Below are 16,825 nucleotides of genomic sequence, written 5' to 3'. Positions count from 1 at the left end.
ATGCTTATTTTAAGCGTATGAACCGCAAACACTTTTTGTCTGCTCTTATTACCACCGGCGCGGGCCTGCCGGCACTGCAAACACTCGCCGGCATTGGGTTATCTGCTCCTTCAGATAAGAAGGAACCGCTTGTTCCTCCTTATCTGAAACCCGGTGATATCATCGGCATTACCTGCCCCGCAGGATATATCAGCAGGGAGGAGATCCAGCCCGCGATCCGGATTATGGAAAGCTGGGGTTTTAATATTCGTATAGGCAAAACCGTGGGCGACCGGGACTATAGTTTCGGCGGTACCGATGCGGAACGACTCGCGGATTTACAAGCCATGCTGAATGATGATGATATTAAGGCTATTATGTGCGGCCGGGGTGGTTATGGTACCGCACGGATTGTGGACAAACTCGACTTCTCCCGCTTTCAGCGGAAACCCAAATGGGTGATTGGTTTCAGCGACGCTACCGTATTGCATTGCCATATTAGCCGGCACTTTGGTATCGCTTCCCTGCATTCAAAAATGTGTAACAGCTTCCCGGACGATTTCGGAAAATCAGAACCCGTTATCCAGGATACCATCATGTCTATCTACCAGGCGCTTACCGGCAAAAAAATGCAATACAGCGCCTTACCGGATACCCGCAACAGGAAAGGAAAGGCGAGAGGGGTGCTCACCGGCGGTAACCTGTCTATTATTCAAAGTATGTCAGGCACCAATTCGGAAATTGACACCAACGGGAAGATCCTGTTTCTGGAAGAGGTGGGCGAATACCCGTATAGCCTTGACCGTATGTTAGGCACCCTGCAGCGCTCACATAAACTCGATAATCTCGCAGGCCTTATCATTGGCGGATTTAACAGGATTAAGCCGGATGATCCCGGTGAAGAATTTGGCAGAACCGTGTATGATATGGTACTGGAAAAAGTGAAAGATTTTAACTTCCCCGTGTGTTTTAATTTCCCCGTAGGACATCAGAAAAATAACTATGCCCTTAAATGCGGCATGATGCATTCCCTCTATGTTGGCGACGACACGGTTACTTTAAAGGAATAATTACTTTACAAGAAATGTAATGATAAATAACACGGCCAGTACATACATGACCGGGCTGATGCTTTTGTATTGCCCGGTTAATACTTTCAGTAATACGTAAGACAACATACCAAACACAATGCCTTCTGCAATGCTATAGCTGTATGGCATCATCACAATAGCCAGGAATGCAGGAATTGCTTCTGTTACATCATTGAAATTAATTTTGGTGACCGCTCCCATCATCAACATCCCTACAATGATCAAAGCCGGTGCAGTGGCAGCTTGTGGAATCATAGCAAAAACAGGTGCAAAGAAAAGGGAGAGCAGGAACATAACAGCTACTGTAAGCGCCGTTAAACCGGTTTTACCACCGGCGGCAATTCCGCTGGCACTTTCTACATAAGCGGTTACTACGCTGGTCCCTAATAAGCCTGCCGCCGTAGTACCCACCGCATCTGCCATCAAAGCCTGCTTGGCGCGGGGAAGCCGGCCCTGCTCATCCAGCAGGCCTGCCTTATTACAAAGACCAATCAGCGTTCCTACCGTATCAAACAGGTTTACCATTAACAAGGTGAACAGGATCATCACCATATCCAGGGTGAATATTTTATCGAATTGCAGCTTAAAGGCTATCGGCGCCAGCGAAGGCGGCAGACTTACCAGGTGACCATTGGCCGGCAAATGCGTGATGCCAAGCGGAATACCCACTACCGTTGCAGCCAGGATACCAATCAGCAACGCGGCATTCACATTCCGGTACATCAGCACCGCACTTACGATCAGTCCTATCAGCGCTACCAGGGGGCCGATACTGGTCACATCGCCCATCTTCAGGATCACACCATCCAGCTTTCCGCCGCCCACATGATGCATCCCCGTTTCAATAATACCTGCATTGGCCATGCCTATCAAGGCAATCAATAACCCGATACCCACTGAAATAGCATGCTTCAGATTTTCCGGTATGCTGTTGATGATCGCCTCCCGGATCCTGAACATCGACAAAAAAATAAAAATAATGCCTTCCAGGAAAACGGCCGTAAGCGCAAACTGCCAGCTGTAGCCCATAGAAGATACAATGGTGTAGGCGAAAAATGCGTTTAGGCCCATCCCCGGCGCTACGCCAATAGGTAACCTGGCATATAATGCCATCACCAATGTGCCAATGGCAGCGGCCAGGGCAGTAGCGGTAATCAACGCATTAAAATCCATTCCTGTGCGCGACAGGATACTGGGATTAACGGCCAGGATATACGCCATGGTGGAAAAGGTGGTTAACCCTGCCAATACTTCTTTCTTAACAGTAGTGTGATGTTCGGAGAGCCGGAAAAATTTTGCGAGCATGATGCAAAAATAAGCGTTTCACGATTTATCATTTTATCCTAATTTCATTCCTATGCAACAACGTTCGGGTGGATGGAAAGTGATTAATAATTGGTTGGGCGAAAAAGAACTGAAGCCCTTCAAATTCCAGGAGGATGCCTGGAAGGCTTACCTGCAGGGCAAATCAGGAATCGTAAATGCACCTACAGGTTTCGGAAAAACCTTCTCCCTGTTCCTGGGCGCCGTTATCGCCTGGATAGATGCGCACCCGAAAGATTATACCCACAAAACAAAAAACGGGTTACAGCTATTATGGATAACGCCGTTGCGTGCGTTGGCCAAAGACCTGGGCCGGGCCATGGAAAGCGCCCTGCAGGAACTCAATGTTCCCTGGCAGGTAGGCATCCGCAGTGGCGACACACCCGTTGCCACGCGGGCGGCACAAAAAAAGCAAATGCCGGAAGTACTTATTATTACACCGGAAAGCCTGCACCTGCTGCTGGCGCAGAAAGAATACCCTTCCGTATTTAAATACCTGCACACCGTGGTGGTAGACGAATGGCATGAGCTGATAGGCAGTAAACGCGGTGTAATGGTGGAACTGGGTCTCAGCCGGCTGAGGGGACTGCGACAGCATCAGCTAAAAGTCTGGGGGATTTCCGCTACCATCGGCAACCTCGATGAAGCGCTGGAAGTGTTGCTGGGCCCCTATCATAGCGATGGCCTTATTATCCGCGCCAAACTGAAAAAGAATATTGCCCTGAAAAGCGTGATCCCCCACGAAATAGAAAATTATCCGTGGGCAGGGCATCTCGGCATCAAAATGCTGCCACAGTCGTTACCCATTATCAACGACAGTCAAACCACCCTAATATTTACCAATACCCGGTCACAGTCGGAGCTGTGGTACCAGGCGCTTCTCCGTGAAGATCCCATGCTGGCAGGCGCACTGGCTTTGCACCATGGCTCTATAGATATGGAACTGCGTATATGGGTGGAAGAAGCCCTGCACAACGGTATCCTGAAAGCGGTGGTATGTACGGCCAGCCTGGACCTCGGGGTGGACTTCCGGCCGGTAGACAGCGTTATACAGGTGGGCAGCCCGAAAGGGGTGGCCCGATTCCTGCAAAGAGCCGGCCGTAGCGGACATCAGCCGGGAGCCATCAGTAAAATTTTCTTCCTGCCTACCCATGCCCTGGAACTGGTAGAAGCGGCAGCGCTGAAAGCCGCTATGGAACAGGATCTTATAGAAAGCCGGATGCCGGTGCTACTCGCTTATGATGTATTACTCCAATACCTCATGACGCTGGCGGTATCCGACGGCTTTCATGCCAATGAAATATGGGAAGAAGTAAGACATACCTTTTGCTATCAGCATATTACCGAAGATGACTGGCAGTGGCTCCTCTCCTTCCTCACCACCGGCGGCGAGGCGCTGGGCAGTTATGATGAATTCAAAAAAGTAGAGCGGGAAGGTAACTTCTACATCTGCCGCAGCCGGATGATGGCCATGCGCCACCGTTTACATATAGGCACCATTGTAAGCGACGCGATGCTCAAAGTGAAGTTCATGAGCGGAGGCTACATCGGTGTCATCGAAGAGGGTTTCATTTCCCGCCTGTCGCCCGGCGATTCCTTTACCCTGGCTGGCCGCAACCTGGAATTTGTCCTGATCAAAGATATGACGGTACTGGTCCGCAAATCAAATTCAAAAAGATCGATTGTGCCCAGCTACCAGGGCGGCCGTATTCCACTTTCTTCCAACCTGGGACGGATGCTGCGCGAAAAATTTAATGAGGCGCTTTCGCGTAATACAAAAGATCCGGAGCTGATTGCCTTACAACCACTGTTCAACCTTCAGGAAGAACTGTCGCATATTCCAAAAGCCAATGAACTGTTGATTGAACAGATAGCTACCAAAGACGGTTACCATCTTTTCGTGTATCCTTTCGAAGGGCGGCTGGTGCATGAAGTAATGGCGGCGCTGCTGGCTTACCGGATCAGCCGTATCCAGCCCATTACTTTTTCTATCGCCATGAATGACTATGGCTTTGAGTTGTTGTCTGATCAGCCTATTCCGCTGACGGCCGAAAACGCCAAACAGCTTTTTTCTACCGAAAACCTGCTGATGGAGCTGCAAACCAGTGTAAACTCTACCGAGATGGCCCGGCGAAAATTCCGCGACATTGCGGTGATAGCCGGTTTGATATTCCAGGGATATCCCGGTAAACACAAGGCTAACCGTCACCTGCAATCGTCGGCTTCGTTGTTGTTTAACGTGTTCAAAGACTACGATCCGCAAAACCTGCTGCTAAAGCAGGCTTTCAACGAGGCGTTCTTTTACCAGATGGAAGAGGCCCGTTTGAGGGAAACGCTGGAACGCATTGCCGTTAGCAGGATCGTGATCACCACACCACAAAAGCTCACGCCTTTCTGCTTCCCGATTAAAGTAGACAGTTTACGTGACACCATGACCAGCGAAAAGCTGGAAGACCGGATCAAAAAATTGATCACGGTGAACGGTTAAGAAATCTCTAATTTGCACCTCATTAAAAAACAGTTGATCCAGTGGTCGCGGAAATATTTCACTTTCAGGAACAGCATTGGCATTTATCACCTCAGCGGGCAATTTTCTGGGAAGAAGAAAAAGCGCTGATCCTTTCAGATCTGCATCTGGGGAAGGCGGCTCATTTCCGGAAGGCAGGGATTGCCGTGCCGGCGGGTATTGTACAGGAAGACCTGTTCCGGTTACAGCAACTGATTACCCATTACCTGCCAGACAGAATTATTATAGTGGGAGATATGTTTCATAGCCGGGAGAACAATGAAGTGCAGTATTTTAAATTATGGCGGCAGCAGTTTTCCAGGATCTCCTTCGACCTGGTGAAAGGTAATCATGATATTATGGCCGATGCTGTGTATGAGCAGCTGCAGATCAATGTACACCCTGCACTTACTTTGCGTAATATTCATTTTATCCATGAGCCTTGTGAAGACAACAATGGCTTCGCCTATACTTTTTCCGGACACCTGCACCCGGCTTTCGTGATGCATGGAGCCGGCAGGCAACGGCTGCGTTTACCCTGCTTTTATTTTGGCCGGCATTGCGGCATTTTACCCGCTTTTGGCCACTTTACCGGTTCCGCGAACCTTGACCCCGAGGAAAGGGATCCTGTGTTTGTAATAGCCGGAAAATCGATTATACGCGCCCAATGAAGATTGCTAGTCACGATATATATACCCATCCTTTGCCGGCAGATCATCGTTTCCCGATGCTTAAGTATGAACTGATACCAGCACAGCTGCTGCGGGAAGGCATTATCACCCCCTGGCAGTTATTCGCTCCCGAACCGGTTACAGAAGAAACTATTCTCTTAACACATACCGCCGCATATTGGCATAAGCTGAGAGACCAAACGCTGGAGCCCCGGGAACAGCGGAAAATAGGCTTCCCCCAATCGCCTGCGCTTACCCTGCGCGAGATGGTGATTACACAGGGCACCATCGATATTTCGCTGCATGCGCTCGATCATGGTATTGGTTTTAATGTAGCTGGCGGCACCCACCACGCGTTTGCGGATCATGGGGAAGGTTTCTGCCTGCTCAACGATTTTGCTGTAGCTGCCAATTACCTGCTGCACCGGCAACGTATCAAACAGGCACTGGTGATAGACCTCGACGTGCACCAGGGCAACGGCACCGCCGCACTGTTTGCCGGTAACCCTCATGTATATACGTTTAGTATGCATGGCGCACACAATTATCCATTTCATAAGGAAACATCCGACTGGGATATTCCCCTGGCAGACGGTATGGATAACGGCACTTACCTGCAGTTGCTGGAAGAAGCCCTGCCAGTGCTGATTAACCGGGTAAAACCGGATCTTGTTTTTTATCTTTCCGGGGTAGATATCCTGGAAACGGATAAATTCGGGAAACTGAAGGTAACGCAGCAGGGCTGCCTGGAACGGGATGAAATGGTTTTCCATTCACTGAAAAAACATCACATCCCCTGTGCAGTGGCGATGGGAGGAGGTTATTCCACCCACATTCGCGATATCGTAAATGCGCACTGTAATACTTTTAAGGCAGGCATCCGTATTTACGGTTAAATAATTTTCCCGTCTTTCATTACCAGCTGGCGGTCGCTCATAGGCGCCAGTTCTTCATTATGCGTAACAATGATAAAGGTTTGCTTCAGTTTATCGCGCAGTTCCATGAACAGGTGATGCAGTTCCCGCGCGTTACGGGAGTCGAGGTTACCGGTAGGTTCGTCTGCCATTACCACGTCGGGATCATTGATGAGGGCGCGCGCTACAGCCACTCTCTGTTGTTCTCCGCCGGAGAGGGCGTTGGGTTTGTGCTCAAGCCGGTCTTTTAATCCGAGCGTTTCCAGGAGGAACACCGCTTTTTCCTTTACCTGGCTTTTGCGGGTGCCGGCGATATAACCGGGGATACACACATTTTCGAGGGCAGTGAATTCCGGCAGTAGGTGATGGAACTGGAAAATAAAGCCAATATGACGGTTCCTGAAATCGGCCAGGGCGTTTCCCTTTAAACCGGTCAGATTGACATCATTAAGCCAGATACTGCCAGCAGTAGGTGTATCAAGGGTTCCAAGAATGTGCAGCAAGGTACTCTTACCAGCTCCGGAGGAGCCTACGATGGTTACAATCTCTCCCTTACTGACAGTAATGTCTACCCCTTTTAATATGGGTAAATTGGAATAATTTTTGGTAACATTGCGAGCGGTTAGCATAACCCAAAGAAAAGTAATTAACCGATAAAATAGTAAAAGTTGTTTATTTCAAATTAAATAATACTTTTGCGGAAAATTAAAAAGTAAAAATTTTAATAAGATGTACTGGACATTAGAATTAGCTTCATACCTGGAGGACGCTCCATGGCCAGCTACTAAAGACGAACTTATCGACTACGCCATTCGTTCCGGTGCACCGATCGAAGTAATCGAGAACCTTCAGGAGCTGGAGGATGAAGGGGAAATTTATGAGGGGATTGAAGATATTTGGTCTGATTATCCGTCGCAGGATGACTTCTTCTTTAATGAGGATGAATATTAGCCAGTATCACTGACCGCACTCCCGTTCAACTATGACAAATAATTACTAAGCCGCTCCTGATAAGGAAGCGGCTTTTATTTTTGGTATTCAGAGATCCGGCGATGTGGCAGAAATGATTGTTTCTGCTGCATCGCCGGGCTCAATAAATAACTGGTTTATTTTTCCATCTGGTCGATCACCGGTTTGGAAACGCCGGTGAAGGAGAAACCTCCGTCGTGGAACAGGTTCTGCATGGTCACCATTTTGGTGAGGTCAGAGAACATGGCTACAGCGTAGTTAGCGCATTCGTCTGCAGTGGCATTACCCAGCGGGCTCATTTTCTCTGCATAGGACATAAAGCCATCGAAACCTTTCACACCGCCACCTGCGGTTGTTTTAACCGGTGACTGGGAGATGGTGTTCACACGTACTTTTTTGTGGGTACCGTAATGGTAACCGAAGCTGCGTGCAATTGATTCCAGCAAGGCTTTTGCGTCGGCCATTTCACCATAATCGGGGAATACACGCTGAGACGCGATATAAGACAATGCGATAACAGATGCCCATTCGTTCAGTGCATCCAGCTTGTAGGCTGTTTGCAGCACACGGTGCAAAGACATCGCAGAGATATCAAATGTTTTGTGATTAAAATCGTAATCCAGGTCGGTATAGCTTCTGCCTTTACGGATGTTCATACCCATTGCTACGGAGTGGAGAACGAAGTCGATCTTACCACCAAAGTGCTCCATGGATTTGTTGAACAGGTTGGCCAGATCATCCATATTGGTAACATCAGCCGGAATAACAGGTGCCTTACAGGTTTCCGCCAGTTTGTTGATCTCACCCATACGCAGGGCAATAGGGGCATTGGTAAGCACAATTTCAGCGCCTTCTTCCACGCAACGCAGTGCAGTTCTCCAGGCAATAGACTTGTCGTCCAGTGCGCCAAAGATGATACCTTTCTTCCCTTTTAATAAGTTATGAGCCATTTGGTCAAAAATTAATTTCGGCAAAAATAGTCGTTATAGTTGAAAAAAAAAGCTGTTAGCTGTCAGCGACCAGCATTTAGACGGTTAGTCTTTAACTAAATGCAGCCTGCTAAAGGCTAACAGCTATTATGAGATAGCAGTTTATTAATGTACGGCCAGCATTTCGCGGGCGTTCTCCAGCGCAGCGGCAGTAGGCCGTTCTCCACTCAGCATCTGGGCAATTTTATTCACCCGTTCGTCCTGCGACAATAAACGTACGCTGGTAGTTACTTTATCCGCTTTAGCGTCTTTATATACAAAGTAATGTGCATCTGCTTTCCCGGCTATCTGTGGCTGATGGGTAATACAGATGATCTGGTGTGATTTGGCCAGATCTTTCAGAATAACTCCCACCTGGCGGGCAGCTTCTCCTGAAATACCGGTATCAATTTCATCAAAGATCAGGGTAGGCAGCGCTACCGACTGGGCTACCAGCGACTTGATGCATAACATGATGCGGCTCAATTCCCCACCAGAGGCCACTTTGCCCACTGGTGCAAACTGGTTGCTCTTATTGGCGTCAAACAGGAATTCGATGGTATCCTGTCCGTATGAATTGAGTTCTCCGGGTATGATGTCTACTTTCAGGCGGGCGTTAGGCATACCTACCTGCGCCAGTAAAGTGTTTACATGTTTTTCAAAAGGACCGGCCTGCTCCTGGCGATGCCCGGTGATGACTGCGGCCGCTTGCTGCAGGCTTTCTTTCAGCCGGGTTTGTTCCTGCTCCAGTGATGCCAGCTGTTCGTCCAGGTTTAGTACATCCTCTACTTTCTGTGTCAGCACTTCTTTTATGGCCAGCAATTCGGCAGTGGTATGCACCCCATGTTTCTTGAACAAACGGTAACCCAGCGCCATTCTTTCATTCACCAGTTCTATCCGTTGCGCATCATATTGTACATGGTCGTTGATGCTTTCCACTTCACCGGCAATATCCTGCAGTTCGAGATAAGTGGACAATAGCCGTTCAGATACCGCGGGCATCTCTTTATGGAAGGCAGATAAGGCCTGCAGCGATGACTGCAGCTGTTTCAGCTGTTGAAGAATGGGTTGTTCATCTTCCTTCAGCTGGAAATAAACCCGGTTCAGGGTGTTCTTTATTTCTTCTGCGTGACTCAATGTTTGCAGTTCTGCTTCCAGTTCTTCTATTTCGTTGGTGTTGAAGCCTGCTTCCGCCAGTTCATCAAGCAGGAAGCGGTTATAGTCCAGCTCTTTGTTGGCATTGTCGCGGTTATCCAGCAGCTGTTTGTATTTCTTCTGTACCTGTGTGTACTGAACAAATCCCTGGTGGTACTGTTGCAGTTCCGTTGGTTTGTTTACCAGGGCATCGATCACTTCGCGCTGGAAATCGGCGTTACCGAGCGCCAGTGTATCAAATTGTTGATGGAGGTCTACCAGGTATCCGCTGAGTTCTGCCAGCTGGGAGATGTTCACCGGCGTATCATTTACAAACGCCCTTGATTTACCGGCAGCACTTACTTCTCTTCTTATGATCAGCTGATCTTCCAGATCCAGCTCATGCTGCTGGAAGAAGGCCGCCACCTGTGATTTCTTTACTTTAAAGAGCCCTTCTATGATGCATTTGCCGGTTTTATCGAACAATACTCCCGGGTCTGCTCTTTCTCCGAGTATCAGGGAAAGGGCTCCGAGGAGGATAGATTTACCTGCACCGGTTTCTCCGGTGATCACATTCAGGTTCCCTGAGAAGTCTACTTCCAGGTGATCGATAATTGCGTAGTTCTTGATGGTTAGTCGCTGTAACATAAGTAAGGAAATTCCTTTATGATGTTGAAAGCTCAGGTTCCGTTTACCCGCTGCATGCCTGCTTTGGCGCGCTGGTCAAGGGAATTCTTATAATCGTGGCCTTTCATGTTCAGACAACGCTGATAACATTCTATGGCTTTGGCTTTTTCGTTTCTCTTTTCATAAATGTAACCCATTTGGAGGGAAGCCCGTGCCGCATAATATTCCGGCCTGTTGCTGCCCACTTTCACGGTTACCTCGTACATGGCAATGGCCTGATCATCCTGCCCGCTTTCATCATATATGCGGCCCAAACGGTAGGCATATTCCAGCTTATCTTCCATTGCAGGGAATTCAGCCGCTTTTTTGGTAAGCAGCAATGCCAGCGCTTTATTGAAATATCCGCCATCGCTCAGTAAACGTACGCGCAACAGGAATGGGTTGGGCCATTTACCGGTTTTGGCTTCTTTCAGTGCCTGTTTGTCGGCGTCCGTTTCCAGTCCCCCTTTTGTGAGGATCAGGGCGCGGTATTTATCTGCCGCAGCCTGGTTTCCCTCCAGGTAATAATACCAGCTGAGTCGCTGCAAACACTCCTTCACATAAAACTTGCCTTTAAAATTACTGACAAACCGCTCCAGGTAAATATGTGCATCCGGATCCAGCCGTGTTAATTTCAGTAATCCCATTACATAATTGTAATACTGCATGTCCGCATACTCCGCTGTATCATTCCGTTCCTGCAACACTTTTATGCCGGTAGCTGCCCTTTGGTTGTTTAAAGAAAGGTTCGCCACCATTAAAGCAAACAGGTAGTTATTTTTAGTATCCAGTTGTTTTTTTTGTAAGAATTCCCACGTTTCTTCCGGTTTATTCACAATAAACAACATCAGGTAGCAATAATAGTAGTAAGATTCTTCCCGGAACATTCTGGCTTCGGGCGCATTGCTCTCAATGAACTTATTCACATTCGCCATGCCTTCTTTCATACTGCCCTTAAGGCCAAGGATATTGGTGATCCACTTATAGCCTTCCGGAATAGTGCCGAATACGGTTTGCATGGCGCCCAGCAGCAGGTTGTTGGGAACAAAGCCCGGAAACCGTTGCTGGTTTTCTTTCAGCATGATATATGCTTTCCGGATCTCCCAGGTCGCATCCCATTTTTCATCAAACTTTATTTTGATCAGGGCCCACTGGAATTTGATGGCCGCCTGTGTGTACAGGTAATAAGGCGAGTCCGGGGAACCTTCTGCCATTTTATTCAGCCGGAAGGAACGCAGACTCCTTTTCTTTGAATACTCTGCAGGGTCTTCATTAAAGAAGAGTGGGAAAAAATCTGCATAGTTATCCAGGAAATAGGGCGCCAGATTATCCGGATGCTCTTTTTTTTCTGCTTCCAGCAAAGCCTTACCGGTGTTTAACCTCAGCTGCATAATGGCATCATATGCCTGCTCGCAGCGGGTGTTAAAATCAAATACTTTCTGCCTGGCGCTCACGTTAAATCCTACACTCAACAATAACAACAAAGAAAAAATAATACGCATACGGGGAAAAATTCCAAAATTAAAGGCCAAATCTCTCATAACATCCTCCAAATCCCAAATAACACTTCACATTTTTTAAAGTTGCATTGTTTTAGCTAAATCCCTGCCACAAAATAAAAGAACTACTACGCAAGGTACCTGCGCAACGGCAATGCACACAAAGCTAATATAATTAGTAAAACAAAACTAAATAAATTAGTATATTTTTTTATGCACATACACCAATAGAAAAAGGACATCCGGAGATGTCCTTTTAAATACTTATTGCTGAGGGACTATATTTTAGATAGTCACAGTCGCTTCGAGATCGTTATCCACCAGGATACGTCCGCAGTGCTCACAAACGATGATCTTTTTGTGCTGACGGATTTCTGCCTGACGCTGAGGAGGGATCGCATTAAAGCACCCACCGCAGGAATCACGCTCTACAGTTACTACAGCCAAACCGTTGCGGTAGTTCTTACGGATTTTTTCGTAAGCCTGCAATAAGCGGGGATCTACCTTGGTTTTAGCATCTTCACTTTCTTTGCGGAATGCTCTCTCTTCTTTATCTGTTTCGCCGATGATCTTTTCCAGTTCGCCTTTCTTGTGCTTCAGGTTCGCTTCTTTATCTGCCACCGCTTTCTTGGCTACTTCCAGTACGCGGCTTTTTTCCTTGATCTCTTCGTTAGCGTCCTTGATATGCTTTTCAGCCAGCTTGATTTCCAGCGCCTGCATCTCCATTTCTTTGGTGATGGCTTCAAACTCACGGTTATTCTTCACATTATCCTGCTGCTTCTCGTACTTCTTGATCAGCGCTTCCGCTTCTTTGATGGCGTTTTTCTTGCTGGCAACAAAGTCTTGTATACCTTTCATTTCATTCTCAATGTGAGACTGACGTGTGTTCAGGCCTTCGATCTCGTCTTCCAGGTCTTTTACCTCCATCGGCAACTCCCCTTTCAACACCTGGATCCCATCCAGCTTGGAATCGATCTTTTGCAATCTGAGTACAGACGCTAATTTTTCTTCAACGGAGTATTCTTTTACGGTTGCCATGTATTATAAATAATTTACCGGGTTTGTTTTAATCGTAGATTTAAGAGGCGCAAAATTACGGAATTTTTCGGTCAATATATGATAAAATAATTCCACTGTGAACTGCTCACTCTCAAAATGTCCGATATCTGCTATAATTAATTGATTGTCAGCGTCAAAAAATTCATGATACTTGAAATCAGCCGAAATGTAGGCATCTGCCCCGGCCGATATTGCCTGTTTCAACAGGAAACTGCCCGCTCCACCACACAACGCCACTTTTTTTACGGGACGCCCTCTCAAAGGAGTATATTTCACACAACCAGTCCGGAACTGCTCCTTTACAAACTGTAAAAATTCCAGCTCTTCCATTGCCTCCGGCAAAGTACCTATCAATCCCGAACCTACCTGCTGATAAGCATTTTCCAGGCTTACTATGTCATAAGCCACCTCTTCGTAGGGATGGCTGCTCAACAGCGCCTGTAAAATTTTTCCTTCCAAATATACCGGAAAAATTACTTCCAACTTTATTTCGGCCTCAAAATGTCGTTTTCCGGGCGTACCTACGTAAGGATCAGTGCCTTCCGCCCCTTTAAAGGTGCCTTCTCCCGCGCCGTTGAAGCTGCATTCACTGTAATTGCCAATATGGCCGGCGCCCGCTTCAAACAAGGCAGCCCTTACCGTTTCCACATCTGCCGAAGGCGCAAATGTGAATAACTTTTTTAATAATCCCCGCTTAGGCTGCAATACCCGCGTTTGCTCCAGCCCCAGTTTAGCCGCCATCTGCGCACATACCCCGTTCCGTACATTATCCAGGTTGGTATGCGCTGCATACACGGCAATATCATGTTTAATGGCTTTAATAGCCACCCGTTCTACATAATTATTCCCATTAATCTTCTTCAATCCCCCGAAAACAATGGGATGGTGGGCAATCACCAGGTTACATCCGGTTGCAATGGCTTCGTCAATAACAGCTTCAGTGGCGTCCAGGGTAAGCAGGGCATTGGTCACCTCCACATCCGCCCGCCCGAAAATAAGCCCGGCATTGTCGTAGCTTTCCTGGTACTGCAAAGGCGCGAACTGTTCGATGGCCTGTATGATCTCTTTTATCTTCATATCTGCAAAAATTAATGGTTCATTCCCGGCATCTGCTAAATTTGCAAAAAAATATCTTTTATGCCCGGAAGCAAATCTACAGCAGAACAGTATGCGGATTACAAAATAAAAATGCAAAAAATTGCGGACGTAAGAAATGCCCTGGCGGTACTTGGATGGGACCAGGAAACCTATCTTCCGGAAAAAGGCGCGGGATTCCGCGGTCAGCAGATCACCACCCTCAGCTCTATAGCTCACGAACTATTCACCGCCCCGGAACTGGAAGCCATCCTCCAGGCCCTGAAAGGGAATACCACACTGAATCCTGTAGAACAGAAAAATATCATTCTTTCCACAGAAGACTTTGAAAAGAATAAAAAATACCCGGCAGCCTTTGTGGCAGAAATGTCGAGAGTGACCAACGAAAGCTATCACGCCTGGATAAAAGCCCGCAAAGCCAACGACTATTCCATTTTCGCCCCGGCGCTCGCCCGGATGGTTGAACTGAAAAAACAGGAAACGGATATCCTCGGCTATGAAGGACATCCCTACAATGCCCTCCTGAATGAATATGAAAAAGGCGCCCATACCGGTATGCTGGATACCATTTTCAATGAGGTGAAAACCGCCCTTTCACCACTGCTCAGCCAAATAGAACAACAACCCGCTATCAATAAGGATTTCCTTCATCTGCATTATAACCGCGATGTACAATGGAAATTTGGTCTCGCCCTGCTGGAAGGTATGGGATACGACCTGAAAGCAGGCCGGCAGGACGTTTCAGAACATCCTTTCACCACCAGCTTCAGTCCACTTGATGTAAGGGTAACCACCCGCATCGATGAAAATGATTTTGGTAACATGACCTGGAGCTGTATCCACGAAGGTGGCCATGCCCTTTACGAGCAGGGGCTTCCTACCGAACAATACGGCCTTCCCTGCGGAGAAGCCACCAGCCTTGGCATACATGAATCCCAGTCGCGCCTCTGGGAAAACAACGTGGGCCGGAGCCTTCTTTTCTGGCAATATCACTATCCCCGCCTGCAGCAACTCTTCCCTGAAAACCTCGGAAACGTGTCGCTGGATGCGTTCTATAAAGCCATTAATAAAGTGCAGCCTTCCCTCATCCGCACGGAAGCAGATGAACTCACCTATCATTTCCACATCATGATCCGGTATGAAATTGAAAAAGGATTGATCGATGGCAGCATTGATGTAAAAGATCTGAAACACACCTGGAATGAATACTACCGTCAATACCTGCACGTAACGGTACCCGACGATGTTCATGGCGTATTGCAGGACATCCACTGGTCGCACGGCAGCTTCGGCTACTTCCCTACCTATTCACTCGGCAGTTTTTATGCCGCCCAGTTTTTTGCTGCTGCACAAAAACAAGTACCTGGTTTGGACGCACGTATTGCCGGCGGCAATTACCAGCCGTTACTGGAATGGCTGCGTACCAACGTACATCCGTTTGGAAGATTTTATACCTCAAATGAATTGTGTGAGAAAGTAACCGGGAAACAACTGGTATTTGGCGAGTTCCTGGAATACGCGAAAGCGAAATATGCCGGGATATACGGTTTCTAAAATAAAAGTCCGGAACGATCTGTGAAAGATGGTTCCGGACTTTCCTGTTACTTGTAGTATACTTCGATTACAACCCCGCCAGCTTCTCCAGCTCTGCCAGCTCCATCACACCCTGCTTCCGCGCTATTTCTTTACCATCCTTATAAAAAATAAAAGTAGGCAGCTTAGTTGCATCAACAGATTTCATTACGTCCTGGTCGTTACCGCCATCTACCAATACCCTCTTTACCTGCGGATGTTTTTGGAAGAATTTTTCCAGCACCGGCTCCATCTGTTTACAGGGAGGACACCACGCAGCTCCAACATCGGTAAGTACCATTCCTTTTGCATGAACGGCGTTGTTATAATCCGCTATAGTAAGCTGCGGCTTCTTTTCAGCGACACCCTCCAATTGTTTGCCTGCCCGCTTCCATGCATTGATGCCGCCATCCAGCTCCACCACCTCCGTAAAACCATGCTCTCTCATCCATTTGGCGGCGGCGGTGCTGCGGCCGCCGCTCAGGCAGTAAATATAAACGGTCTTTTTCTTGTCCAGGTACTGCGCCCGGTCCATGAATTCTTCTTTCTTTGTATAATCGGCCTGTAAGGCATGCGGCAAATGCCCGGTACTGAATTCCCCGGCGGTACGCACATCAAACACCTGTGCATCCGGCTGTTGAATATCCTTTTCAAATTCCGCGGCATCCACTTCCTGCCGCTCCTGTGCCATTGCGGTAATGCCTGTGAGCATCAATAAGATGGCTAAGAAAACTCGTCCCATATCTTCTTTATTTTCGGCATAAAATTAATAAACAACTCTGCACCTTGCCTGGCCGGATGAGAATTATAACAGGGCTGTAACGTTTTTATATCAAATAAGTGAGAAAACAACTTGGTGTATTCCGCTGCTGTACCACCGAAGGGCGGCCCGTCCTGCGTAAAATGACGGTTAAATAACACCCCTGCCAGGTGCCCGCCAGGTTTGATCAGCGAATACATATGGTCCACGTAATCCATCCGGAGGAAAGGAGGCAACGCGCAGAAAAATGTTTGTTCCAATACCAGGTCGTAACTGCCTTTATGCGCAAAAAAATCTTCTTCCAGCACTTTCACACGGGTACGGGCAAACGTTTTTTTCAGTTGTTCCACCAATGCCGGTGCAATATCCAGCACCGTTACATCGCTGAAAGCCTGGCCTGCCAGGTAAGCAGCCTCGTAACTGTTGCCTCCACCGGGAATGAGTATACGAATATCCCGGTCCACCAGCTGATCAATATACTCTTTCAGGGGTGGCGACACCGCTCCCATATCCCAACCCGTATCTCCTTTAAGATAGCGGTCATTCCAATACTGACTATCCATATCCGGCATTGCTTTTTATGCTAAGTTACGGCCATTCAGCCACATACATAAATGCA

At 47.8% G+C, this 16,825-nt stretch carries 15 protein-coding genes; 6 read left to right on the top strand and 9 right to left on the bottom strand.

Going from position 1 to position 16,825, the window contains the following annotated elements:
- The first annotated feature begins 17 nt into the window (after window positions 1-17).
- Complete coding sequence (locus tag QFZ51_RS08065) at window positions 18-1,049, top strand: S66 peptidase family protein (protein ID WP_429044910.1); 1,032 nt, start codon at window positions 18-20, stop codon at window positions 1,047-1,049.
- On the opposite strand, the gene QFZ51_RS08060 is transcribed toward QFZ51_RS08065, so the two are convergent.
- The gene (locus QFZ51_RS08060; RefSeq protein ID WP_429044908.1) at window positions 1,050-2,375 is read right to left on the bottom strand and encodes an NCS2 family permease; all 1,326 of its coding nucleotides are present in this window, start codon (window positions 2,373-2,375) and stop codon (window positions 1,050-1,052) included. It lies immediately after the preceding gene.
- Window positions 2,376-2,427: 52 nt separating this feature from the next.
- On the opposite strand from QFZ51_RS08060, the gene QFZ51_RS08055 reads away from it, so the two are divergent.
- Genes QFZ51_RS08055 through QFZ51_RS08045 form a run of 3 tightly spaced genes read left to right on the top strand, consistent with a single transcriptional unit; the run spans window position 2,428 to window position 6,466 of the window.
- Window positions 2,428-4,881, top strand: coding sequence for a ligase-associated DNA damage response DEXH box helicase (locus QFZ51_RS08055; protein WP_429044907.1), 2,454 nt, complete (start codon window positions 2,428-2,430; stop codon window positions 4,879-4,881).
- Between the two features lie 41 nt (window positions 4,882-4,922).
- Window positions 4,923-5,570 carry a ligase-associated DNA damage response endonuclease PdeM gene (pdeM, locus tag QFZ51_RS08050; protein ID WP_370909397.1) on the top strand — a complete coding sequence of 216 codons (648 nt, stop codon included), beginning with the start codon at window positions 4,923-4,925 and terminating at the stop codon, window positions 5,568-5,570.
- Entirely contained in the window at window positions 5,567-6,466 is a 900-nt protein-coding gene (locus QFZ51_RS08045) for a histone deacetylase family protein (protein WP_429044906.1), read from the top strand. The genes pdeM and QFZ51_RS08045 overlap by 4 nt, the downstream gene beginning before the upstream one ends.
- Here QFZ51_RS08045 and QFZ51_RS08040 read toward each other — a convergent pair.
- The gene (locus QFZ51_RS08040; protein ID WP_370909395.1) at window positions 6,463-7,113 is read right to left on the bottom strand and encodes an ABC transporter ATP-binding protein; all 651 of its coding nucleotides are present in this window, start codon (window positions 7,111-7,113) and stop codon (window positions 6,463-6,465) included. The genes QFZ51_RS08045 and QFZ51_RS08040 overlap by 4 nt on opposite strands.
- A gap of 100 nt (window positions 7,114-7,213) precedes the next feature.
- Here QFZ51_RS08040 and QFZ51_RS08035 point away from each other — a divergent pair, with 100 nt between their 5' ends.
- Window positions 7,214-7,435: a DUF2795 domain-containing protein gene (locus tag QFZ51_RS08035; RefSeq protein WP_012794455.1), complete on the top strand. Its 222-nt coding sequence runs from the start codon at window positions 7,214-7,216 to the stop codon at window positions 7,433-7,435.
- A gap of 155 nt (window positions 7,436-7,590) precedes the next feature.
- Here the strand turns inward: QFZ51_RS08035 and QFZ51_RS08030 are convergent, their stop codons facing one another.
- From QFZ51_RS08030 to QFZ51_RS08010, 5 genes are all read right to left on the bottom strand, one after another.
- Window positions 7,591-8,403 (bottom strand): enoyl-ACP reductase FabI, encoded by an 813-nt coding sequence (locus tag QFZ51_RS08030; protein ID WP_079469311.1) that lies wholly within the window; start codon window positions 8,401-8,403, stop codon window positions 7,591-7,593.
- 144 nt (window positions 8,404-8,547) lie between these two features.
- A complete protein-coding gene (recN, locus tag QFZ51_RS08025) occupies window positions 8,548-10,203 on the bottom strand; it encodes a DNA repair protein RecN (RefSeq protein ID WP_429044901.1) in 1,656 nt (551 codons plus the stop codon).
- A gap of 32 nt (window positions 10,204-10,235) precedes the next feature.
- On the bottom strand, window positions 10,236-11,723 hold the full coding sequence (locus QFZ51_RS08020) for a tetratricopeptide repeat protein (RefSeq protein ID WP_429044899.1): 1,488 nt from the start codon (window positions 11,721-11,723) through the stop codon (window positions 10,236-10,238).
- A 282-nt stretch (window positions 11,724-12,005) separates the two neighbouring features.
- Window positions 12,006-12,758 carry a zinc ribbon domain-containing protein gene (locus tag QFZ51_RS08015; RefSeq protein WP_370909391.1) on the bottom strand — a complete coding sequence of 251 codons (753 nt, stop codon included), beginning with the start codon at window positions 12,756-12,758 and terminating at the stop codon, window positions 12,006-12,008.
- A 3-nt stretch (window positions 12,759-12,761) separates the two neighbouring features.
- Window positions 12,762-13,856 (bottom strand): Nif3-like dinuclear metal center hexameric protein, encoded by a 1,095-nt coding sequence (locus tag QFZ51_RS08010; RefSeq protein ID WP_429044896.1) that lies wholly within the window; start codon window positions 13,854-13,856, stop codon window positions 12,762-12,764.
- Window positions 13,857-13,916: 60 nt separating this feature from the next.
- On the opposite strand from QFZ51_RS08010, the gene QFZ51_RS08005 reads away from it, so the two are divergent.
- Complete coding sequence (locus QFZ51_RS08005) at window positions 13,917-15,428, top strand: carboxypeptidase M32 (protein ID WP_429044894.1); 1,512 nt, start codon at window positions 13,917-13,919, stop codon at window positions 15,426-15,428.
- 67 nt (window positions 15,429-15,495) lie between these two features.
- On the opposite strand, the gene QFZ51_RS08000 is transcribed toward QFZ51_RS08005, so the two are convergent.
- The gene (locus QFZ51_RS08000) at window positions 15,496-16,188 is read right to left on the bottom strand and encodes a rhodanese-like domain-containing protein (RefSeq protein ID WP_429044893.1); all 693 of its coding nucleotides are present in this window, start codon (window positions 16,186-16,188) and stop codon (window positions 15,496-15,498) included.
- Window positions 16,170-16,769 carry a methyltransferase gene (locus tag QFZ51_RS07995; RefSeq protein WP_429044891.1) on the bottom strand — a complete coding sequence of 200 codons (600 nt, stop codon included), beginning with the start codon at window positions 16,767-16,769 and terminating at the stop codon, window positions 16,170-16,172. The genes QFZ51_RS08000 and QFZ51_RS07995 overlap by 19 nt, the downstream gene beginning before the upstream one ends.
- Window positions 16,770-16,825 lie beyond the last annotated feature (56 nt).

Origin of the sequence: Chitinophaga sp. W3I9, assembly GCF_050434025.1 — a bacterium.
In the GTDB taxonomy this organism is placed as follows: domain Bacteria; phylum Bacteroidota; class Bacteroidia; order Chitinophagales; family Chitinophagaceae; genus Chitinophaga.
This window is presented reverse-complemented; position numbering and strand designations above follow the sequence as displayed.

Coding starts and splice junctions, on each gene's coding strand:
- QFZ51_RS08065 (WP_429044910.1), top strand. CDS start 18: ATGAACCGCAAACACTTTTTGTCTGCTCTTATTACCACCGGCGCGGGC.
- QFZ51_RS08060 (WP_429044908.1), bottom strand. CDS start 2,375: ATGCTCGCAAAATTTTTCCGGCTCTCCGAACATCACACTACTGTTAAG.
- QFZ51_RS08055 (WP_429044907.1), top strand. CDS start 2,428: ATGCAACAACGTTCGGGTGGATGGAAAGTGATTAATAATTGGTTGGGC.
- QFZ51_RS08045 (WP_429044906.1), top strand. CDS start 5,567: ATGAAGATTGCTAGTCACGATATATATACCCATCCTTTGCCGGCAGAT.
- QFZ51_RS08040 (WP_370909395.1), bottom strand. CDS start 7,113: ATGCTAACCGCTCGCAATGTTACCAAAAATTATTCCAATTTACCCATA.
- QFZ51_RS08035 (WP_012794455.1), top strand. CDS start 7,214: ATGTACTGGACATTAGAATTAGCTTCATACCTGGAGGACGCTCCATGG.
- QFZ51_RS08030 (WP_079469311.1), bottom strand. CDS start 8,403: ATGGCTCATAACTTATTAAAAGGGAAGAAAGGTATCATCTTTGGCGCA.
- recN (WP_429044901.1), bottom strand. CDS start 10,203: ATGTTACAGCGACTAACCATCAAGAACTACGCAATTATCGATCACCTG.
- QFZ51_RS08020 (WP_429044899.1), bottom strand. CDS start 11,723: ATGCGTATTATTTTTTCTTTGTTGTTATTGTTGAGTGTAGGATTTAAC.
- QFZ51_RS08015 (WP_370909391.1), bottom strand. CDS start 12,758: ATGGCAACCGTAAAAGAATACTCCGTTGAAGAAAAATTAGCGTCTGTA.
- QFZ51_RS08010 (WP_429044896.1), bottom strand. CDS start 13,856: ATGAAGATAAAAGAGATCATACAGGCCATCGAACAGTTCGCGCCTTTG.
- QFZ51_RS08005 (WP_429044894.1), top strand. CDS start 13,917: ATGCCCGGAAGCAAATCTACAGCAGAACAGTATGCGGATTACAAAATA.
- QFZ51_RS08000 (WP_429044893.1), bottom strand. CDS start 16,188: ATGGGACGAGTTTTCTTAGCCATCTTATTGATGCTCACAGGCATTACC.
- QFZ51_RS07995 (WP_429044891.1), bottom strand. CDS start 16,769: ATGGATAGTCAGTATTGGAATGACCGCTATCTTAAAGGAGATACGGGT.